Consider the following 19,980-nt stretch of genomic DNA (forward strand, 5'->3'; position numbering starts at 1 on the left):
CGCCGGGGCGGATCAGCTGTCGGAGCTGTCGACGCCCAGGCCCACCGGGCAGGAGACGCCGGTCGAGTGCACCGGGCAGTAGCCGTTGGGCACCTTGTACAGGTACTGCTGGTGGTAGTCCTCGGCGTAGTAGAACTCCCCCAGCGGCGCGATCTCCGTGGTGATCTCGCCGTACCCGGCCGCCTTCAGCCGCTCCTGGTAGGCGTCGCGGGTGGCCAGCGCGGCGGCCTCCTGCTCCGGGGTGGCGTAGTAGATCGCCGAGCGGTACTGGGTGCCGATGTCGTTGCCCTGCCGCATGCCCTGCGTCGGGTCGTGGTCCTCCCAGAACGCCTTCAGCAGCTGCTCGTAGGAGGTCACGGCGGGGTCGAAGACGACGAGGACCACCTCGGTGTGCCCCGTGCGGGCCGAGCAGACCTCGTCGTAGGTCGGGTTCGGCGTGTGCCCGCCCGCGTAGCCGGCCGCGGTCGAGTAGACACCGGGCAGCTCCCAGAAGACCTTCTCCACGCCCCAGAAGCAGCCCGCGCCGAAGACGGCGGTCTGCATGCCCTCGGGGAACGGCGGCTGGATGCGGTTGCCGTTGACGGCGTGCACCTCGGGCACGTGCGGCAGCGGGTCGGGGCGGCCCGGCAGGGCGTCCTCGGGCGACACCGGCTGGGTCTTGGATCGGGAGAAGAGCATGCCCCCACTCTAGGTCGGTCGTGCAACACCGATCCCGGCGTGGAGCGCGTTCCGCGGGCCGCCGCCAGGGGGCTTGTCCTGGACGGACCCCGACGCTACCGTCCTTCCATAAGATTTGACTTATGGAGGAAGCAGGGCATGACCACCATCGATCCGGTCGCCACGGCCGGGCTGGTCACGCGCGAGGTCCGCACCGCCTCCCGGGACGGGGCCCCGACGCGCATCGCCGTCGCAACGCGCACCTACCGCGCCGACCGGGCCGAGGTCTGGGGCGCGCTCACCGACGCCGAGCGGCTCCCCCGCTGGTTCCTGCCGGTGAGCGGCGACCTGCGCCCCGGCGGCCGCTACCAGCTCGAGGGCAACGCGGGCGGCGTGGTCGAGCGGTGCTCGGAGCCCGAATCCTTCGCCGTGACCTGGGAGTTCGGCGGGATGGTCTCCTGGCTGCAGGTGGACCTCACGCCTTCGGACGGCGGGACCGCCCTGGAGCTCAGGCACGAGGCGCCGGTCGACCCCGAGTTCTGGGCGCAGTTCGGGCCGGGCGCGGTCGGCGTGGGCTGGGACCTGGCGCTCATGGGCCTCGGGCTGCACCTGGAGAGCGGTGCCCCCGTCGACCCGCAGCTCACGGCCACGTTCGGGCTGACGCCGGAGGGGGTCGAGTTCGTCCGCCGGGCCGCCTCCGGCTGGGGCGACGCAGCGGCCGCGGACGGGGACGACCCCACCGTCGCGCGCGAGGCGGCCGACCGTACGGTGGCGTTCTACACGACCCCGCCGTCCGAGGATGCTGCCGGGAGCTGAGTGAACGGGACCTTCGAGGCGCTGGGCGATCGCACCCGCCGGCAGATCCTGAAGCTGCTCTCCACCGGCGAGCAGCCGGCGGGGGCCGTCGTCGCCGCGCTGCAGGGCACCGCACCGATCTCGCAGCCCGCGGTGTCCCAGCACCTGCGGGTGCTGCGGGAGGCGGGCCTGGTCACGGTGCGCGCCGAGGGCACCCGCCGGCTCTACGCCCTCGACCCGTCCGGCCTGGCGGCGGCCCAGGCCTGGCTCGTGGCCCTGGCCGACCCGCTGGCGGCATTCGCCCAGCCCCTCGACGCGCTGGCGACCGAGGTGGCCCGGGGGCAGCGGGCCCGGCGCACGGCACCGGCCGAGCAGCCGCAGCCGAGGACCGGGGAGCGCGACGGCCGCTCGGCCTGACCGCCCGGGGCCACGCGAATGGGACGAACTCGTGGCCATCACGCGCTGATCACCACGAGTTCGTCGCACCCGGCGCACGCGCGCTCCGCCCGGCAGGATGGCCGCATGCCCATCCGGACCCGCGAATGGCAGCTGGCGGCCCGGCCGCACGGCGAGCCGACCCCCGACGACTTCCGCCTGGTCGAGCTGGAGCGACCCGACCCGGCCGACGGCCAGATCGTCGTCCGGATGCTGGTGATGAGCGTCGACCCGTACATGCGTGGCCGGATGAACCCCGGGAAGTCGTACGCGGCCCGCTGGGAGATCGGCGAGACGATGCGCGGCGGTGCGGTCGGCCGGGTGGTGGAGTCCCGCTCCCCCGACGTCGCCGAGGGCGCCCTGGTGCTCGCCGACGCCGCCTGGCGGGACGTCGCGGTGCTCGACGCCGCGCACGTCCGCGTGCTGCCCGAGCTGCCGGGCATCCCGCCCAGCTACCACCTGGGCGTGCTCGGCATGCCGGGCCTCACCGCCTGGGCGGGGCTGTTCCGGCTGGCGGAGTTCCGGGAGGGCGACGCCGTGTTCGTCTCCGGCGCCGCGGGCGCGGTCGGCAGCCTCGTCGGCCAGTTCGCCCGTCTCCACGGCGCCTCGGCGGTCGTCGGCAGCGCGGGGACGCCGGAGAAGGTGCGCTGGCTGACCGGGGAGCTGGGGTTCACCGCCGCGTTCGACTACCACGACGGCCCGGTCGCGGAGCTGCTCGCGGCCGCCGCGCCCGACGGCATCGACGTCTTCTTCGACAACGTCGGCGGCGAGCACCTGGAGGCGGCCATCGGCGCGTTCAACGAGCACGGCCGGGCCGCGCTGTGCGGGGCGATCTCCGGCTACAACGCCACCGAGCCGGCCCCGGGTCCGCGCAACATGTTCATGATGGTCACCAAGAAGCTGAGCCTGCGCGGGTTCATCGTCGGCGACCACGCCGATCTCGCCCCGGAGTTCAGCGAGAAGGTGGGCGACCTGCTCACGTCCGGGAAGCTCGTCGTCCGCGAGACCGTCCGCGAGGGGCTGGACGACGCGGTGGACACCTTCCTCGACCTCCTCCGCGGGGGGAACACCGGGAAGATGATCGTCAAGCTGGCCGACTGACCCGGCGGTTCCCCGGGACCACGGCGGGGCAGAGTGCACCGCATGTGGCTCTTCTTCACCCGCCGGCTGCGCATGTGGCTGATCCTGACCATCCTGGTCCCGCTGGCCACCGGCGTGCTGCGCCGGCTCGGGCACGCCCTCGAGCGGCGCCGCGGGCCCTCGTCCCTCAGCAACGGCCTGCTCAAGGCCGGTGACCTGGGCGACCGTGCCCGGGCGAGCCTCCGCGGCGGCCGCCGGTCCCGCCGGGCGTGACCGGACCGGTCCTGGAGACCCGCCCGGCGACCGGCCGACCCCGCGCCGTCGCGCTGTTCTGCCACGGCGGGACGGTGGCCAGCGTGGAGCCCCCCAAGGAGCGGGCGCTCTCGCTGGTGCGCATGCGGGCGATCGAACAGTTCGTCTCCTCCGCCGGCGCGGAGCGGGGGCTCACCACCTGCCTGCTGCGCTACCGGGTGGCCGGCTGGAACGGCGCCGCCGCGGACGCCTACGCCGACGTGCGCTGGACGCTGGACCGGATCCGTGCCGAGCACGGAGAGCTGCCGGTCGTGCTGGTCGGGCACTCGATGGGCGGGCGGGCCGTGCTGCGCGCCGGGGGGCACGACGGCGTCGCGGCGGTCTGCGCCCTCGCGCCGTGGACGCCTCCCGGCGAGCCCGTCGGCCACCTGCGCGACCGCACCGTCGCGATCCTGCACGGCCGGGGCGACCGGTGGGTGCCCGCGCAGCTCTCCGCCGATTTCGCGGTCCGGGCCCAGCGCGCGGGCGCGCGGGTGGCCCGGTTCACCATCACCGGCGGCCACAGCATGCTGCGCTCGGCGCACCGCTGGCACGCGTTCGCGCGTGACGTCGTCCTGGCCGGGGCGGGGCTGGCGCCGATGCGGCCGGACGTCGCGGCCGCGCTGGCACGGCCGGCGCCGGACGGGCTCGCCGTGCCGCTCTGAGGACGGCAGATCCGCTGCGATGGTCGGCAGGAGCGGGCCTCGTCGGCGGCGGGCGGCACCCCTAGCGTCGGCCCGGTGATGGACTGGAGCACCGAACCGGCCGTGGCCGCCGCCCACTTCGCCCGGCGGCTGGCCGTGGAGACCGACGTCAGCGACGTGCACGCCGCACTCGAGTCGGGGGCGCCGGGGTTCGTCCTGCTCGACAGCCGCAGCACGCAGGCGTGGGACCAGGGGCACGTGCCCGGCGCCGTGCACCTGCCGGGCGCCGAGATCCCCGACCGGGCGGCCGCGGAGCTGGACCCCGCGGTCCCGGTCGTCACCTACTGCTGGGGTCCGGGTTGCAACGGCGCCACCCGTGCGGCGCTCCGGCTCGCCCTGCTCGGCTACCGGGTGCGCGAGATGATCGGCGGGTTCGAGTACTGGGCGCGGGAGGGCCTACCGGTGGTCACCGACGAGGGCGTGCACCGGCCGGCGGTCGATCCGCTGACCGCCCCGGCGCCGGGGGGCAGCTGCGGGTGCTGATCGCCGGCACCGCGCCGGAGGCCCCCGCCCCCCGGGCTACTCGGCGGACCCTGGCCGGGTCATCGGCTTGTGGGACCTGCCGGCGAGCGCGTCCGGCATGAGCGCCGAGAGCCGCCCCATCAGCTTGCTGCTCACCGAGCCGGCGAACACCGACGCCTCGCCCTTCATCAGACCCTCGAAGCCCTGCCGGGCGACCTGGGCGGGGTCGTCCTTGCTGTCGCTGGCACCCAGCCTGGTGTCGGTGGCGTCGGCCCGGTCGAAGAACTCCGTGTCGGTCGGCCCGGGCAGCAGGGCGGTGACGGTGACGCCGGTGTCGGTCAGCTCCTCGCGGATGCCCAGCGCGAGGAACTGCACGAACGCCTTCGTCGCGGAGTAGACGGTCTGGAACGGCTCGGGCGCCTGCGAGGCGACCGAGGAGGTGAAGAGGATCCGCCCCTCCCCCTGGACCACCATGTCCTGCACCACCCGCTTGGCGAGGTGCAGCGTCGACACGCAGTTCAGCTCCACCATCCCGATCTCGGCCTCCAGATCGGTCTCGGCGAAGCGACCCCCGATCCCGACGCCGGCGTTCAGCGCGGCGGCGGCCAGCGGCCGGCCTGCCGCGCGCACGGCCGCGACGACCTTCTCGACCTCCGCGCGCACCGTGAGGTCGGCCCGGACGGGCGAGACGGCGGCGCCGCGCTGGCGCAGCTGCTGGGCCGCGGCGTCGAGCTCGGCGTCCTCGGCGACGACCACCAGATCGAAGCCGTGCTCGGCGAACTGCTTGGCCAGCTCCAGCCCGATGCCGCTGGACGCACCGGTCACGAGGGCGAGGGGACGGGCGGTTGCTTCGGACACAGGACCTCCACGGGTGGATCGGCGGACGGCCACCTCCGTGCCCAGGAAGAGGCCCGCGCACGCCTGGCGCGTGTCGGCGGCCGTCCGGCCGGGGTAGCCCGTCGCCATGGAGGTGCGCGTGCGGCCGGCCCCGGACCTGCGGTGGCTGCTCGCCCCGCGGTACCGGGGAGCGGGCGAACGCCGGCTGCCCTTCGACCCCGACGCGACGGCCGGGCACCTGGTGCAGGCCGCCGGGATCCCGCTGACCGAAGTGGGGACGATCCGGGCGGACGGCGCACCGGCGACGCCCGCCGACCGGACCGCCCCCGGCGCCGTGCTCGAGGTGGACCCGGCGCCGCGGCCGGTCGCCGTCCCGCCCGGTGGGTTCCTCCTCGACGTCGGGCTGGGCGCCCTCGCGCGGCAGCTGCGGCTGCTCGGGGCCGACGCCGCCTGGTCGAACGACGCCGACGACGCCGCGCTGGTCGCCCGGGCGGCCGCCGAGGGCCGGGTGCTGCTCACGCAGGACCGGCGGCTGCTCATGCGGCGCGCCCTGCCGCAGGGCGCGCTCGTCCGCGGGAGCCGGCCCGGCGAGCAGCTCGACGACGTGCTCGACCGCTTCTCCCTGCCGCTGGCGCCGCTCACCCGCTGCACCGCTTGCGGGGCCGCCGTCCACCCGGTGCCGAAGGACGAGGTGGCGGCGGAGCTGGAGCCCGGCACCCGCCGCACCTACGACGCCTTCGCCCGGTGCCCGGTGTGCGGGCGGGTGTACTGGCGCGGCGCGCACGCCGCGCGCATCGACGCGCTGGTCGAGCGGGCCCGCCGGACCGGGCGGGGCAGGCAAGCCTGACCTTGGCCCCGGGGGGCCACGGGTCGGCCCCGGCGTGACACGCGGCGCGGGCAGGGAGCGAGCGACCACCCACCCGGAGACCGCCTGCGAGGACCGCCGTGTACCTGTCGAAGACCGAGGCCGCCGTCCTGCCGACGACGCTGCGCGCCCCCGCGCACCGCCCCCCGCTGGCCGAGCCGGGCCGCCGCCGGTTGTGGTCGATGCTCGGTCCGGCCTTCGTCGCCGCCGTCGCCTACGTCGACCCGGGCAACTTCGCCACGAACTTCGCCGGCGGCGCCGCGTTCGGGTACACGCTGCTGTGGGTCATCGTCGCGGCCAACCTCATGGCGATGCTGATCCAGTCGCTGACCGCGAAGCTCGGGCTGGCCACCGGCCGCGACCTGGCGACGCTGTGCCGCGAGACGCTGCCCAAGCCCGTGACCCGGGGGCTGTGGCTGCAGGCCGAGGCGGTGGCGATCGCCACCGACCTGGCCGAGATCGTCGGCGGCGCCGTGGCGCTGTACCTGCTCTTCGGGGTCCCGCTGCCGATCGGCGGCGTCATCACCGCCGTCGTCGCCTTCGTCCTGCTGGCGGCGCAGTCCCGCGGGTACCGCCCGTTCGAACGGGTCATCGCGGGGCTGCTGCTGGTCATCGGCATCGGGTTCGGCTACACCCTCCTCGGCTCCGGCGTCGACCCGGGCGGGCTGGCCGGGGGCATGGTGCCCTCCTTCGACGGCGCGGAGAGCGTGGTGCTGGCCACCGGCATCCTCGGGGCCACGGTCATGCCGCACGTGATCTACGTGCACTCCGCGCTCACCCCCGGCCGCTACGGCGACGCGGTCACCGCCGGCCGCACGCACGAGGGGCGCCGCCGGCTGCTGCGGGCTCAGCGGATCGACATCGTCGTCGCCATGGGCCTGGCCGGGCTGGTCAACGCCGCGATGCTGGTCATCGCCGCGCAGCTGTTCACCAGCGACAGCGGCGTCGACAGCCTCGAGGGCGTGCACGCCGGGCTCGGTGACCAGCTCGGCACCGGCGCCGCGCTCGCCTTCGCCCTCGCGCTGCTGGCCTCGGGGTTCGCCTCCTCCTCGGTGGGCACGCACGCCGGCCAGGTGGTCATGGCCGGGTTCCTCAAGCGGCACATCCCGGTGCTCACCCGCCGGCTGATCACCCTGGCCCCGGCGCTGGCCGTACTGGTGCTGGGCGGGGACCCCACCACCGCGCTGGTGTGGTCGCAGGTGGTGCTGTCCTTCGGCATCCCGTTCGCCCTGGTGCCGCTGCTGTGGCTCACCAGCCGCCGCGACCTGATGGGCGGCTGGGTGAACCGCCGGACCACCACCGTGGCCGGCAGCGTCATCGCGGTCCTGATCATCGGGCTCAACGCCCACCTGCTGGTCGGCCTGCTCGGCTGAATCAGCAGGCACCTCCCGATCGGGCGGCGCACCCGGCCGCACCGGTCAGACGCCGCGCCAGGCGGCGTCGAAGAAGCCGATCTCCAGCTGCATCGCCCGGGAGTAGGCCGCCCGCAGTGCCGGGGTGTCGACGGCGACGGCGTCGAGCAGCCGCTCGAGCGTGGCGGCGAGCTCCTCGAAGCCCGGGTCGGCGTAGGTGCGCACCCACTCCTCGTACGGGCCCGACGCGCGGTCGGCCAGCGACTGCCCGAGATGGGCGTAGAGGCGCATGCACGGGGTCATCGCCGCGCAGGTGAGCGCCACGCCGCCCAGCGAGGCCGTGGCCAGCAGGAAGTCGGTGTAGGCCGACGTCGCCGGCCCCGGCCGGACGGCGGTCAGGTCGATGCCCCAGCGCTGCGCGTAGGACGCGTGCAGCCCCAGCTCCTCACGGACCCCGGCCAGCAGGTCGGCGAAGACGTCGAGGGTGGCGCGGTCGGGGCTGTGCGCGACGCCCAGCGCGTAGGCCCGGGCGAACGCCTCCAGGAAGAACGCGTCCTGGGCCACGTAGCCGGCGAACCGGTCCCGCGGCAGCGTGCCGTCGGCGATCCCCTGCACGAACGGGTGCGACAGCGCCGCGGCGGCGAGGCCGGCCTCGGCGGTCCAGAGCTCACGGGCCAGGCTCATCCCGTCGCCACCGCCATGTCCCAGAACGCGACCTCTGCGGTGACCACCTCGAGGAAGACGCGCTCGTCGCCTCCGCCGACCGCGTCCACCGCCGCGGCGAGGTCCGCCACGTACCCGCCGAACTCCGGCGCCGTCCAGTGCTCCACGAACTCCCGGTAGGCCGGTGCACCCGGGAGCGCGGCCGACCAGGCGTCGAGGTAGGTGCGCTCGATGGTCCACAGCGCGGTCAGCGCGGCCGGGACATCGGCGCCGTCCAGCCGCTCGAGCAGCTCCGCATAGGCGGTCGTCGCCGGCAGCGCGGGCGCGGAGAGGTCCAGTCCCCGGGCCGCCGCCCGCTCCTCGAACCAGTCCAGCTCCTGGACCAGGGCCAGGGCTCCGCGGGCGAGCACCTCCTGGGCCGGCCGGGGCGCCCGGGCCAGCAGCCGCGCCTGGAAGCGGAGGAGGTCGGCGACGAACCGCGCGTCCTGCACCAGCCAGGTGTCGAAGGCCGACGGCGCGATCGTGCCGTCCCGCACGGCGGCGAGGAAGGGATGGCGGGTGGCGTCCGCGAAGGCCTCGGCATGGCGGACTGGCAGCTCGTCGACCGGCACGGGCGCCGACTGTACGAGACGGCCTAGGGTGGCGGTGTCACGGCCGAGGCCGTGGTGCGGGAGCTCGGATCGACCGGGCTGAGAGGGCGGCTGCCGCGCCGCCGACCGCTGGAACCTGACCGGGTAATGCCGGCGTAGGGAGCGATCATGAGCACGTCCGGAACCGTCGGCGCAGCCACCCGCGGGGGAGATGCGCCCCTCACCCTGTCCGAGCCGCCGCCCAGGACCCTGGGCCTGCGGGAGACCGCCGGCCTCTGGGCCAGCCTGGGCATCAGCCTGCTGCTGCCCGTGGCAGCCACCTTCGTGGTCCTCGCCGACCGGCCGCTGTGGCACACGATCGGGGCCATCGTCGTCGGCGCGGTCATCGGGTCGGTGCTGCTGGGGCTGGGCGCCGCCGCCGGCGCCCGCGAGGGCGTGCCGGCGATGGTGCTGCTCCGCGGCCTGCTGGGCCGGCGGACCTCGTTCCTGCCCACCGGCTTCAACCTCGTGCAGTGCGTCGGCTGGGCCGCCTTCGAGATCCTGATCATCTCCGAGGCCGCCGCGCGCGCCCTCGACGCGCCGCGCTGGCCGTTCGCGATCGCCGCGGGCGCCTTCGCCACCCTGATGGCGCTGCGCCCGCTCGGTGTCGTGCGGGTGCTTGCGCGCTACGCCGTCTGGGCGGCGATCGCCGCGATCGCGTACCTCTTCGTCCAGGTCCTGTCCGAGCCGCTGCCACCGGTGACCGAGGGCGGGGCGACGTCCTTCTGGACGGCGGCCGACATCGTCATCGCCCTGCCGATCTCGTGGTTCCCGCTGGCAGCCGACTACACCCGGCACGTCCGCAGCGGCCGGACCGCCTTCGTCGGGACGGCGTCCGGCTACGGCCTGGCCACCGTGGCCATGTTCAGCCTCGGGGTCATCGCGCTGGCCGCCTACGGCCGCGGCGGGCTCGACGTCATCGACGCGATGCTCGCCGTCCCGCTGGGTCTGGTCGCCGTGCTGGTGCTGCTGGTGGTGGAGGTCGACGAGGCGTTCGCCAACGTGTACTCGACGGCGGTGTCGGCCCAGAACGTGGTGGCCCGGCTCGACCGCCGCGTGCTCGCCGTGGCGGTCGGCGTCGTGGCCACCACCCTCGCCCTGGCCTTCGACCTCGCCGCCTACGAGCCGTTCCTCTTCCTGATCGGCGCGGTGTTCGTCCCGCTCATCGGCGTCTTCGTCGTCGCCTACTTCCTGCTGCCCCGGGGGGCGTGGGACACCTCCGACACCGCGCGCGCCCGCCCGCTGCTGCTCCTCCCCTGGGTGGCCGGCTTCGTGGCCTACCAGCTCACGCTGCCGACCTTCTTCGCCGGTCCGGGTGCGGCCTGGACGACGTGGTGGACCGAGCGCCAGACCGACCTCGGCATCGACCCGGCCAACGGCTGGTCGGCCTCGCTGGTGAGCCTCGCCGTGGCCGCGTTGCTGACCGTGGCCGTGGCCCTGCCGGGCGCGCTGCGGCACCGCCGGGCGGCGGCGTGACCGCGTCCCTCGGGGGCCTGCACGTCCTGACCGACGCCCGGGTCGGCCGGGCGGCGCTCGACGCGGTGACCGCCGCGGTCGCCGCCGGCGCCCCGGTGGTCCAGGTGCGGTCCAAGGACGCCTCCGACCGGGAGCGCTACGACTTCGCCCGCCGGGTGGTGGAGGTCTGCGCGGGCGCGGGGGCGACCTGCCTGGTCAACGACCGCGTCGACCTGGCGCTGGCCGTCGGCGCCCACGGCACGCACCTGGGCGCCGACGACCTGCCGCTCGACGTCGTCCGCCGGCTGGCCGGCCCGGGGCACCTGCTGGGCGGCACGGCCCGGGACCCGGAACGCGCCCGCCTCCTGGTGGCCCAGGGCGCCGACTACCTCGGCGTCGGGCCCGCCTACGCGACGGCGACGAAGGCCGGGCTGCCCGCTCCCCTCGGCCCGGCAGGAGTGCGTGCGGTGGCCGAGGCGGTCGAGATCCCGGTGATCGCCATCGGCGGGGTGACCGTCGAGCGGATCCCGGACCTGCTCGCCGCCGGCGCCGCCGGGGTGGCCGTCGTCGGCGCCGTCTCGGCCGCGGCCGACCCCGGTGCCGCCACCCGTGAGCTGCTCCGGGCCCTGGGCGGCAGACCGTGACCGTCGTCGTCGTCGGCGGTGGGCTGATCGGGCTGTCGGTGGCGTGGCGGGCGGCCCAGCGGGGCCTGCCGGTCACTGTGGTGGACGACGCGCCCGGAGGCGGTGCGTCGCAGGCCGCCGCCGGCATGCTCGCGCCGGTCACCGAGGCCGCCTACGGCGAGGAGGCGCTGCTCCGGCTGTGCCTGGCGTCGCTGGAGCGCTATCCCGCCTTCGTCGCGGAGGTGGAGCGGGCCGGTGGCGTGCCGGTGGGCCTGCGCACGCAGGGCACCGTCGTCGTCGCTTTCGACGAGGACGACATGCGCGCGCTGGATGCCCTGCTGGACTTCCAGCGCGAGCTCGGACTGGCCGTCGAGCGGCTGACCGCGCGGGCCGCCCGGCGCCGCGAGCCGTCGCTGTCGCCGCGGGTACGGGGCGCCCTGCACGTCCCGGGCGACCACTCGGTGGACGGCCGGGCCCTGCACGCCGGGCTGCTGGCCGCCGCCGAGGCGGCCGGCGTCCGGCTGGTGTCCTCCCGGGTCGCGGAGGTGCGGGTCGTGGACGGCCGGGCCGCCGGGGTGCGGCTGGCCGACGGCACGGAGCTGGCCGCCGACGCCGTCGTGGTGGCCCTGGGCGCGCGCAGCGGCGCGCTCACCGGGGTTCCCCCGCTGCCCGTCCGGCCGGTCAAGGGGCAGATCCTCCGCATGCGGGGGGCCGCCGGCCTGCTGGAGGGGACCGTGCGGGCGCTGGTGCGCGGGCGGCAGGTGTACCTGGTGCCGTACGACGACGGCGTGACCGGGGACGGGCTGATCGTCGGCGCCACCGTCGAGGACCGGGGCTTCGACGCCGCGGTCACCGCCGGCGGCGTGCACGACCTGCTGCACGACGCGCTCGAGGTGGTCCCCGGCGTCTCCGAGCTGGAGCTGGTCGAGACCATCGCCCGGTGGCGGCCCGCGACGGCGGACAACGGGCCATTGCTGGGACCATCGGGGGTGCCGGGCGTGGTCCTGGCGACCGGGCACTACCGCAACGGCGTCCTCCTGGCGCCCGTGACCGGCGAGGTGGTCGCCGAGCACCTCGCGACCGGCGAGCTGCCCGGTCTCGCCGCCCCCTTCACCGCAGACAGGTTCGGAAGGTGATCCGCATGCAGGTGACCGTCAACGGCGTGCCCACCGACGTGGACGACGACTGCACCGTCGCCGCGCTCGTCGAAGCCCGCACCAACGGCCACGGCAAGGTCGCCGTCGCGCGCAACGGCGACGTCGTCCCCCGGAGCGGCTGGGAGTCGACCCGGCTCTCCGCCGGGGACAGCCTGGAAGTCCTCGCCCCCACCGCAGGAGGTTGACCCGATGACCGTGCACGAGGTGGTCCCCGCGCTGGAGCAGGAGGAGAAGGCCGATCCCTTCCTCCTCGGCGGGGAGACGTTCACGTCCCGGCTGCTGCTGGGCACCGGCGGGGCGCCCAGTCTCGAGTCGCTGGAGCGGGCCGTCGTGGCCTCCGGCACCGAGCTGGTGACGGTGGCACTGCGCCGGGTGGAGGCCTCCAGCAGTGCGGCGATGCTCGAGGTGCTGGACCGGTGCGGGGTGCGGCTGCTGCCCAACACGGCCGGGTGCCGGACCGCCCGGGAAGCGGTCCTGACCGCCCGGCTGGCCCGCGAGGCGTTCGACACCTCCTGGGTGAAGCTGGAGGTCATCGGCGACGAGCACACGCTGCTCCCCGACCCGATCGAGCTGTTCGAGGCGGCCGAGGAGCTCGTCGCCGACGGGTTCACCGTGCTGGCGTACACCACGGACGACCCGATCCTCGGGCGCCGGCTGGCCGACATCGGGTGCGCGGCCGTCATGCCGCTGGGCTCGCCGATCGGCAGCGGCCTGGGCATCCGCAACCCGCACAACATCGCGCTCCTCCGCGAGGCGGTCGACGTCCCGGTGGTGCTGGACGCGGGCATCGGGACGGCGTCGGACGCGACGCTCGCGATGGAGCTGGGCTGCGACGCCGTCCTGCTCGCCTCCGCCGTCACCCGGGCGCGGGAACCGGAGCGGATGGCCCTGGCGATGCGCCACGGGGTGGAGGCCGGCAGGCTCGCCCGGGGGGCCGGGCGCATCCCGCGGCGCTGGCACGCCGAGGCCTCCACGTCGATGCAGGGGCTGCCCGAGCTGTGACGCCGCCCCGCCTCCTGGTGCTCACCGACCGCACCCAGTGCGACCGGCCGCTGGTGGACGTGGTCGCGGCAGCGGTCGAGGCCGGAGCGCGCGCGGTGGTGCTCCGGGAGAAGGACCTGCCCGCTGCCGAGCGGGACCTGCTGGCCGCGGAGCTGGCGCCCGTGATCGCGTCGGTGGGCGGCGTGCTGCTGCGCGCCGGTGCGCCCGGCGCCACCGGGGCGGTCCACCTCTCGGCGAGCGAGCCGTTCCCCGCACCCCGCCCGCCGGTCGTCGGCCGGTCGTGCCACTCCGCGGCCGAGGTGGCGGCCGCCCGCGCCGAGGGATGCGACTACGTCACCGTCTCGCCGGTCTTCCCCACCCCGTCCAAGCCCGGCTACGGCCCCGCGCTGGGGCCCGAGGGCCTGCGCGCGATCCTCGTGCCAGGGGCACCGCCGGCGCTCGCGCTCGGTGGGGTCCTCCCCGAGCACGTGCCCTCGCTCCTGGCCGCAGGGGCGCACGGGGTCGCCGTGATGGGCCCGCTGATGCGCGACCCGGGGCGCGCGGCCGCGTACCTCGAGGCGATGCCCCCGGTCAGCCGCCCGGGACCCGGCGCCCGGCCGCAGGCTCCGTCCCCACCGTGGCCGGGCTAGTCTGGCGGCACAACCGAACACACACATTCGCAGCAGGGGAGCGCTTCGGCGCTGAGAGTGCGGGACACCGCAGACCCTCGAACCTGATCCGGGTCATGCCGGCGCAGGGAGCCTGGAGGAAGAGACATGGCCGATCCGGCCGTCCGTTCGTCGAACGCTGCGCCCGCCCGGGAGCGCAGCAACCGCTGGCGCACCGTCGACATCGTCGTCACCGCCGTCCTCGGCGCCGCCTTCGGCGTCGTCTTCTGGGCGTGGGGCCTGCTCTGGGCCGGCACGGGGACGGCGTTCGCCGCCTTCCCGCCCGCCCAGGCGTTCATGTACGGCGTCTGGCTGATCCCCGCGGTGCTCGCCCCGCTGATCGTCCGCAAGCCCGGCGCCGGCCTGTTCGCCGAGCTGGTCGCCGCGATCGTCTCCGCGCTGCTCGGCTCCGCCTGGGGGACGACGACGATCGTCTACGGCCTGCTGCAGGGCCTGGCCGGCGACGCCGGCTTCGCCGCCTTCCGCTACCGCCGCTTCGGCTGGGCGCCCGCGCTGCTGGCCGCCGTCCTCACCGGTGCGACCGCCGCCGTCCTCGACCTCGTCTACTACTACCCGGACTGGTCGGCGGGCTGGAAGACGACCTACGTCGCGCTCGTCGTGGGCAGCACGGCGGTCGTCGCCGGGATCGGCAGCGTGCTGCTGGCCCGCGCACTGGCCGCGAGCGGCGCGCTGTCGTCGTTCGCCTCCGGTCGCACGCGGGTCTGACGACGTCCGGGGCCACGGGCCCGGCCGCCGTCCGGCTGGACGGGTGGGGCTTCCGGCACACCACCCGGCGGGCCTGGGCGGTGCGGGACGTCGACCTGCGCATCGCCCCCGGCGAGCGGGTGCTGCTCACCGGCCGTTCGGGCGCCGGCAAGTCCACGCTGCTGCGCGCGCTCGGCGGGCTGCTGGAACCGGAGAGCGGTGACGTCGAGGGGGAGATCACCGTCGACGGCGGGCCGCCCGACCGCCGCCGTCAACGGGTCGGCACGGTCTTCCAGGACCCGGATTCCCAGCTGGTCATGACCCGGGCCGGCGACGACGTCGCCTTCGGGCTGGAGAACGTCGGGACGCCGCGGGACCGCATCTGGCCGGCGGTCGACGCCGCCCTCGACGCCGTCGGCTTCGGGCTCGGCCGCGACCGGGCGACCGCCGCACTCTCCGGCGGTCAGAAGCAACGGCTGGTGCTGGCCGGCGCCCTCGCCCCCCGCCCGGGTCTGCTGCTCCTGGACGAGCCCACCGCCCAGCTCGACCCGGACGGCGCCGCGCTCGTGCGCACGGCGGTGGACCGCGCGGTGGCCGACCGGTCGGCCACCCTGGTCGTCGTCGACCACGACCTGGAGGCGTGGCTGCCGCTCGTCGACCGGGTCGTGGAGCTGCTGCCGGGCGGCGGGCTGACCGAGCACGCCGCCGGCTGGACGCCGCCGCCGCTGCGGTTCCCGGCGCGCCGGGCCAACCCACCGGCCGGCGAGGCGCTCGTGCGTGCCGAGGCCGTCAGCTACACCCACCGCGGGTCCGACCGCCCGGCGCTCGCGCCGACCGACGCGGTTCTCCTCGCCGGCCGGACGCTCGCCGTGACGGGACCGAACGGCACCGGCAAGTCCACGCTGGCCCTGCTGCTCGCCGGGCTGCGCGCGCCGACCGGCGGGCAGGTCAGGGTCGGGCCGACCCTGCGCGCCGGGCTGCGCCGACCCGACCGGCCGCCGGCGCGGTGGCGGGCGGCCGAGCTGGTCGAGCGGATCGGCACGGTGTTCCAGCAGCCCGAGCACCAGTTCCTGACCGGACGGGTGCGCGACGAGCTCTCCCTGGGACCGTTGCGGGGCGGGGCCGACCGGACGGCGGCCGGCCGGCGCGCCGACGAGCTGCTCGAGCGGCTGGGGCTGGCCCCGCTCGCCGAGGCCAACCCCTTCACCCTCTCCGGTGGCCAGCAGCGACGGCTGTCGGTGGCGACCGCGCTGGCGACCCGGCCGCCGGTGCTGGTGCTGGACGAGCCGACCTTCGGCCAGGACCGCGACACCTGGGCCGAGCTGACCGCGCTGCTGGCCGAGCAGCAGGGCGAGGGCCGTGCACTGTGCCTGGTCACCCACGACACGGCCGTCGTCGGCGCGCTGGCCGACGACGTGCTCCGCCTCGGCGACCCGGTGCCGGCACCGTGAGCGCCCCCCTCACGCTCGGCCCGGCCCGGGCCGTCCCGCTGTCGGCGATCAATCCCGTCGCCCAGCTCTCGGCGATCGTCGTCCTCACCGTCGTCCTGCTCGTCAGCGGTGACTGGGTGACGCCGTCGGTGGTCCTCGCCGCGGAGCTGGCGCTGCTGCCCGCGGCGGGCCTGACCACGCCGCGGTCCGTCCTGCGCCGCACGTGGCCCCTGCTGCTGAGCGCGGCCGGTGTCGCCTGGGTCAACGTCGCGTTCGGCACACTCGACGGCGCGGCGGCGTGGCTGAGCGGGGCCACCTGGGGGCTGCGGGTGATCGCGTTGGCCCTGCCCGGCGTCCTGCTGGTCTCCTCCACCGACCCCGTGCGGCTGGCCGACGCGCTCACCCTGCACTGGCGCGTCCCCACCCGCTTCGCCTACGGGGCGCTCGCCGCCCTGCGGCTGGTGCCGCTGCTGGCCACCGAGTGGCAGACCATCCGCCTCGCCCGCCGCGCCCGGGGCGTCGACGCCGGTGCCAGCCCGGTCGCCCACGTCCGGCTGTTCGCCGGCACCGCCTTCGCACTGCTCGTCGGCGCGATCCGGCGGGGGAGCCGGCTGGCGACGGCGATGGACGCCCGCGGCTTCGACTCCGGGATCCCCCGCAGCAACGCGCGGGGCTCCACGCTGCACCGGCGCGATGCCTGGTTCGTCGCCGCCGCCGTCGCGGTGTGCGTGCTCGCCGTGGCCGCGAGCGTCCGATCCGGATACTGGTCGCCGGTGTTCGTCGGCTGACGGTGTGATCCGCACGACATCAGGTTTGACGCCCGGGGCCACGACCCATAGGTGATGGTTAGGCCAGCACGCGGCAGCAGCGGGCCTCGACGGAGGAGAGCACAGGCGTGACAGGGCAGGCGGCCGGCACGATCTGGCCCTCGGCGTACCCGCCTGCGGCCGAGCCCGTCCTCGTCTGGGACCTGCACGACGTCGCCGAGCTCCCGGGTGTGCGCGCGCAGGTCCGCCACCGGGTGACCGGCCCGGGGATCGGTGACCTGCTCGACCGGCTCGTGCTCGCCCTGGACGAGATGGCGTCGAACGCGCTGCGCCACGGTGGCGGTGAGGTGCGGGCGGCCCTCCGCACCACCGGCGCCGCCTACCTCGTCGAGGTGACCGACCAGGCGCCGCACCGCCCGCCGGCACCGGCCGTCGGCCGCGACCCGAGCCTGGGGGGACTGGGCCTCTACCTGATCGCCGAACTGGCCGCCGCGCACGGCTGGTACGTCGCCGCGGGGCGCAAGCACGTCTGGGCGATGCTGGGCCGCTGAGCGGCCGTCAGCCGTGGGGGTGCAGCCGGACCGCCACGAGCGCGACGTCGTCCTGCAGCGCCTCGGCGGGGCGCAGCCGGTCGAGGACGGCGTCGCACAGCTCCGGCAGCGGCCGGCCCCCGAGGTCGGCCAGCGCCGCGCGCAGGCGGGCGGTGCCCTCGTCGAGCGAGAGGTCGCGCCCCTCGACCAGGCCGTCGGTGTAGAGCAGCACGGTCGTCCCGCGGGGCACCGTCACCACCGTCTCCGTGCGCCGCGTCTCCGGGTCGACCCCGAGCATCAGCTCGGCCCGTTCCCCCGCCAGCTCCTCGATCCGCCCGTCCGGCCGCAGGACCAGCGGCGGCGGGTGGCCGGCGTTGGACCAGCGCAGCCGGGTCATGCCGGCGGCGCGCTCCTCGGCCGTCTGCTCGACGCGCACGACCGCCGCGGTGGCCAGCGTGCCCACGTGCAGGCCGCGGATGGCGGCGTCGAGGTCGGTGAGCACCTCTGCGGGGCCGATGTCGCGGTAGGCGATGCCGCGCAGCATGCCGCGGAGCTGCCCCATCGCCGCGGCCGCCTCGGTGTCGTGCCCGACGACGTCGCCGATGACCAGCACGGTCGCGTCCGAGGGCTGCTGGAAGGCGTCGTACCAGTCGCCACCGACCTCCGCCACCGCCATCGCCGGCTGGTAGCGCGCCACGATCTCGGCGGAATCGGGTTGCGGCGGTGCGGTGAGCAGGCTGCGCTGCAGACCTTCGGCCAGCCGGCGCTGCTGCTCGTAGAGCCGGGCGTTGTCCAGCGCCAGCGCCACCCGGCCGGCGACGTCGCGCACAGTGGCGACGTCCTCCTCGTCCGGCAGCGGGCGGTCGGCGGACCGGTAGGCGCTGAGCGCCCCGAGCGTCCGGCCCCGGGCGGCCAGCGCCATCGTCACCGCCGACCGCGGCGCCAACCGCCAGAAGGCGTCGCTGACGTCGCCCGGTGGCAGGGTCTGCCCCACGGCCACCCCGACGTCGGGGACGACCAGGACCTGCCCGGAGGCGAGCGCCCGCATGATGGGGGCGTCGGGGGGCAGGGCGGCCAGCCGCAGCGCGGCGTAGCGGCGGACGGCGTCCCGGTACTCCGGGTCGCGGTGCCAGCTGGCGACGTCCCGCATCCGGCCTTCCTCGTCGGCGAGGCTCAGGATCGCCCAGTCGCCGAGCTCGGGCACGAGCAGCTCGGCGACCCGCTGCAGCGCCTCCTCCTCCCGCTGCCGGGTGTTCAGCGACGCCGACACGGCCGTGGTGGCGTGCGCGACCAGCGCGAGCCGGGCGGCGCTGCGCCGGGCCTTCTCCTCGGCCGCCCGGCGCTCGGTCACGTCGAGGAAGGACACCGACAGACCGTCGGGCGTGGGCCAGGCGCGCACCTCGAACCACGCGGCCAGCGGCGGCGGGTAGTAGGCCTCGAACAGCTGCTCCTGCCCGGTCGACACCGCCGCCCGGTAGTGCCGTTCGAAGTCGCTGTCCACGGCCGCCGGGAACCGGTCCCAGACGACCTGCCCGATCAGCTCCTCCCGCGAGGCGCCCAGCACCCGCTCGGCCTCGGCGTTGACGTAGGTGAAGCGCCACTCCCGGTCCAGCGAGAAGAACGAGGCCTTCATCGCCTCCAGCAGGCGGGCGAGGCGGACGTCCTCCTGCCGCTGCGGCGTCGTGTCGTAGGCGGCGCCGAGCAGCCGCACCGCGGTACCCCTGTCGTCGGAGACCGCCCGGCCCCGGCCCCGCACCCAGCGGGTCAGCCCTGTCGGCAGCACGACCCGGAACTCGGCCTCGTAGTCGCCGCGCCCCTCGATGGCCGTCTGCAGGGCCTCGGTCGTCCGCTCCCGGTCGTCGGGGTGCACCCGGGCGACGAAGGAGTCGATCCTCTCGTCGAACCCCGCTCGCTCGTAGCCGAAGAGGGCCAGCATCCGGTCGTCCCAGAGCAGCCGGCCCGTGACCAGGTTCCAGTCGAAGCTGCCGATGCCGGCGGCGTCGATGGCCAGCTCGAAGCGCAGCCGGTGCGCCTCGTACTCCGCCGTGAGCGCCATGAGCTGGAGCTCGGTGCTGACCGAGTCGGCGAGCTGGCGGAGCAGGGTCACGTCCCGCTCGGTCCAGGCCCGTGCCCGGGGCTCGTACGCGCACAGCGCACCGATCGGGTCCCCACCCGTGGCCCGCAGGGGGATGCCGAGGAAGGCGCCGACCTGCCCGGACCGGACGGGGTCGCGGTCGGCCACCCGCTCGTCGCGGGCTGCGTCCGGCACGACGAGGGGGCCGTCGGCCGTCGCGGCGACGGCGCACAGCGAGGAGGCCAGCGGCAGCCGGGCCCCGATGCCGCCGGGTGGCAGGCCGGTGCCGGCCACCGCGGTCTGCACCTCGCCGACGAGGGAGACGTCGACGGACTCGCAGTCCAGCAGCCGGGTGGCCAGGTCGGTGAGCCGCTGCAGGCTGCGGTTGCCGAGGGCCTCGCCGGCCAGCCGGCGCACCGCCTCGGCGCGGTCGGCGATGCCCGTCGCCGAGCGTTCGCCAGCGCCCAGGGGGGCCGGCCCGTCGGGGAGCTCGGCGGCGGTCACGTGGGTTTCCCTCCACAGACGGTCCGCGGGTGGCCGGCGGCACGGCTGCTCCGTTTGCGCGGCGAGAGGTGCAGAGCCTGTCACACCGGTCGGCCGGGCGCGCGGATCGCGTCTGCAAGGGGACCGTGAGGAGGGCGGGAGAGGGCGGGTGGGGGTTCGGTAGCCGGGGCGGGCGCCCGGACGGGGACCGGACCGGCGAGCGGTCCGGCCCGGGGGGGGGGGGGGGGGGGGGGGGGGGGGGGGGGGGGGGGGGGGGGGGGGGGGGGCGGGGGGGGGGGGGGGGGCGCGGCTGGGCGGCGGGCGCCCGTGCGGGGGG

23 protein-coding genes and 2 riboswitches are annotated in these 19,980 nt (G+C 76.1%); of the genes, 18 read left to right on the forward strand and 5 right to left on the reverse strand.

Translation table 11 applies throughout. The features are described from left to right. Positions 1-12 precede the first annotated feature (12 nt). Positions 13-678, reverse strand: a complete 666-nt coding sequence (gene msrA / locus ACI79K_RS18550; protein WP_456589812.1) for a peptide-methionine (S)-S-oxide reductase MsrA — start codon at positions 676-678, stop codon at positions 13-15. 138 nt (positions 679-816) lie between these two features. On the opposite strand from msrA, the gene ACI79K_RS18555 reads away from it, so the two are divergent. The 6 genes from ACI79K_RS18555 to ACI79K_RS18580 all read left to right on the forward strand — a co-directional run bounded on the left by ACI79K_RS18555 (position 817) and on the right by ACI79K_RS18580 (position 4,445). Further along, positions 817-1,473, forward strand: coding sequence for an SRPBCC family protein (locus tag ACI79K_RS18555; RefSeq protein WP_456589813.1), 657 nt, complete (start codon positions 817-819; stop codon positions 1,471-1,473). Beyond that, entirely contained in the window at positions 1,474-1,869 is a 396-nt protein-coding gene (locus ACI79K_RS18560; protein WP_456589814.1) for an ArsR/SmtB family transcription factor, read from the forward strand. Positions 1,870-1,974: 105 nt separating this feature from the next. Continuing rightward, positions 1,975-2,988: an NADP-dependent oxidoreductase gene (locus ACI79K_RS18565; RefSeq protein ID WP_456589815.1), complete on the forward strand. Its 1,014-nt coding sequence runs from the start codon at positions 1,975-1,977 to the stop codon at positions 2,986-2,988. Between the two features lie 42 nt (positions 2,989-3,030). Further along, positions 3,031-3,240 (forward strand): hypothetical protein, encoded by a 210-nt coding sequence (locus ACI79K_RS18570; protein WP_456589816.1) that lies wholly within the window; start codon positions 3,031-3,033, stop codon positions 3,238-3,240. Then, a complete protein-coding gene (locus ACI79K_RS18575; RefSeq protein ID WP_456589817.1) occupies positions 3,237-3,923 on the forward strand; it encodes an alpha/beta hydrolase in 687 nt (228 codons plus the stop codon). Before ACI79K_RS18570 ends, ACI79K_RS18575 begins: the two co-directional genes overlap by 4 nt. Positions 3,924-4,001: 78 nt before the next feature. After that, positions 4,002-4,445, forward strand: coding sequence for a rhodanese-like domain-containing protein (locus ACI79K_RS18580; RefSeq protein ID WP_456589818.1), 444 nt, complete (start codon positions 4,002-4,004; stop codon positions 4,443-4,445). A 36-nt stretch (positions 4,446-4,481) separates the two neighbouring features. On the opposite strand, the gene ACI79K_RS18585 is transcribed toward ACI79K_RS18580, so the two are convergent. Further along, positions 4,482-5,282 carry an SDR family NAD(P)-dependent oxidoreductase gene (locus tag ACI79K_RS18585; protein WP_456600444.1) on the reverse strand — a complete coding sequence of 267 codons (801 nt, stop codon included), beginning with the start codon at positions 5,280-5,282 and terminating at the stop codon, positions 4,482-4,484. Positions 5,283-5,388: 106 nt separating this feature from the next. Between ACI79K_RS18585 and ACI79K_RS18590 the strand changes: the two genes are divergently transcribed. Then, positions 5,389-6,108 carry a Mut7-C RNAse domain-containing protein gene (locus tag ACI79K_RS18590; RefSeq protein ID WP_456600445.1) on the forward strand — a complete coding sequence of 240 codons (720 nt, stop codon included), beginning with the start codon at positions 5,389-5,391 and terminating at the stop codon, positions 6,106-6,108. A gap of 98 nt (positions 6,109-6,206) precedes the next feature. Next, entirely contained in the window at positions 6,207-7,499 is a 1,293-nt protein-coding gene (locus ACI79K_RS18595; protein WP_456589821.1) for an Nramp family divalent metal transporter, read from the forward strand. 45 nt (positions 7,500-7,544) lie between these two features. On the opposite strand, the gene ACI79K_RS18600 is transcribed toward ACI79K_RS18595, so the two are convergent. Both ACI79K_RS18600 and ACI79K_RS18605 read right to left on the reverse strand, forming a co-directional pair. Beyond that, the gene (locus tag ACI79K_RS18600) at positions 7,545-8,162 is read right to left on the reverse strand and encodes a TenA family protein (protein ID WP_456589822.1); all 618 of its coding nucleotides are present in this window, start codon (positions 8,160-8,162) and stop codon (positions 7,545-7,547) included. Then, the gene (locus ACI79K_RS18605; RefSeq protein ID WP_456589823.1) at positions 8,159-8,752 is read right to left on the reverse strand and encodes a thiaminase II/PqqC family protein; all 594 of its coding nucleotides are present in this window, start codon (positions 8,750-8,752) and stop codon (positions 8,159-8,161) included. Before ACI79K_RS18605 ends, ACI79K_RS18600 begins: the two co-directional genes overlap by 4 nt. A gap of 46 nt (positions 8,753-8,798) precedes the next feature. After that, positions 8,799-8,910, forward strand: a riboswitch (TPP riboswitch). Between ACI79K_RS18605 and ACI79K_RS18610 the strand changes: the two genes are divergently transcribed. The 10 genes from ACI79K_RS18610 (at position 8,900) to ACI79K_RS18655 (ending at position 17,107) form a co-directional block, all read left to right on the forward strand. After that, positions 8,900-10,246 (forward strand): purine-cytosine permease family protein, encoded by a 1,347-nt coding sequence (locus ACI79K_RS18610; protein ID WP_456589824.1) that lies wholly within the window; start codon positions 8,900-8,902, stop codon positions 10,244-10,246. It overlaps the preceding riboswitch by 11 nt. Beyond that, complete coding sequence (gene thiE, locus ACI79K_RS18615) at positions 10,243-10,869, forward strand: thiamine phosphate synthase (protein ID WP_456589825.1); 627 nt, start codon at positions 10,243-10,245, stop codon at positions 10,867-10,869. The genes ACI79K_RS18610 and thiE overlap by 4 nt, the downstream gene beginning before the upstream one ends. Continuing rightward, on the forward strand, positions 10,866-11,984 hold the full coding sequence (thiO, locus tag ACI79K_RS18620) for a glycine oxidase ThiO (protein WP_456589826.1): 1,119 nt from the start codon (positions 10,866-10,868) through the stop codon (positions 11,982-11,984). The genes thiE and thiO overlap by 4 nt, the downstream gene beginning before the upstream one ends. Positions 11,985-11,989: 5 nt before the next feature. Continuing rightward, positions 11,990-12,190: a sulfur carrier protein ThiS gene (thiS, locus tag ACI79K_RS18625; protein WP_456589827.1), complete on the forward strand. Its 201-nt coding sequence runs from the start codon at positions 11,990-11,992 to the stop codon at positions 12,188-12,190. 4 nt (positions 12,191-12,194) lie between these two features. Beyond that, positions 12,195-13,007: a thiazole synthase gene (locus tag ACI79K_RS18630; RefSeq protein WP_456589828.1), complete on the forward strand. Its 813-nt coding sequence runs from the start codon at positions 12,195-12,197 to the stop codon at positions 13,005-13,007. Then, on the forward strand, positions 13,004-13,636 hold the full coding sequence (locus ACI79K_RS18635; RefSeq protein ID WP_456600446.1) for a thiamine phosphate synthase: 633 nt from the start codon (positions 13,004-13,006) through the stop codon (positions 13,634-13,636). Before ACI79K_RS18630 ends, ACI79K_RS18635 begins: the two co-directional genes overlap by 4 nt. A 24-nt stretch (positions 13,637-13,660) precedes the next feature. After that, a riboswitch (TPP riboswitch) is annotated at positions 13,661-13,764 on the forward strand. Continuing rightward, a complete protein-coding gene (locus ACI79K_RS18640; protein WP_456589830.1) occupies positions 13,763-14,380 on the forward strand; it encodes an ECF transporter S component in 618 nt (205 codons plus the stop codon). It overlaps the preceding riboswitch by 2 nt. Positions 14,381-14,460: 80 nt before the next feature. Next, complete coding sequence (locus tag ACI79K_RS18645; protein WP_456600447.1) at positions 14,461-15,810, forward strand: ABC transporter ATP-binding protein; 1,350 nt, start codon at positions 14,461-14,463, stop codon at positions 15,808-15,810. Then, the gene (locus tag ACI79K_RS18650; RefSeq protein WP_456589832.1) at positions 15,807-16,577 is read left to right on the forward strand and encodes an energy-coupling factor transporter transmembrane component T family protein; all 771 of its coding nucleotides are present in this window, start codon (positions 15,807-15,809) and stop codon (positions 16,575-16,577) included. The genes ACI79K_RS18645 and ACI79K_RS18650 overlap by 4 nt, the downstream gene beginning before the upstream one ends. Before the next feature lie 107 nt (positions 16,578-16,684). Further along, on the forward strand, positions 16,685-17,107 hold the full coding sequence (locus ACI79K_RS18655) for an ATP-binding protein (protein ID WP_456589833.1): 423 nt from the start codon (positions 16,685-16,687) through the stop codon (positions 17,105-17,107). Positions 17,108-17,114: 7 nt separating this feature from the next. On the opposite strand, the gene ACI79K_RS18660 is transcribed toward ACI79K_RS18655, so the two are convergent. Beyond that, positions 17,115-19,664 carry a SpoIIE family protein phosphatase gene (locus ACI79K_RS18660; protein WP_456600448.1) on the reverse strand — a complete coding sequence of 850 codons (2,550 nt, stop codon included), beginning with the start codon at positions 19,662-19,664 and terminating at the stop codon, positions 17,115-17,117. Positions 19,665-19,980 lie beyond the last annotated feature (316 nt).

The sequence above is a fragment of the Blastococcus sp. SYSU DS0616 genome, from assembly GCF_054051015.1.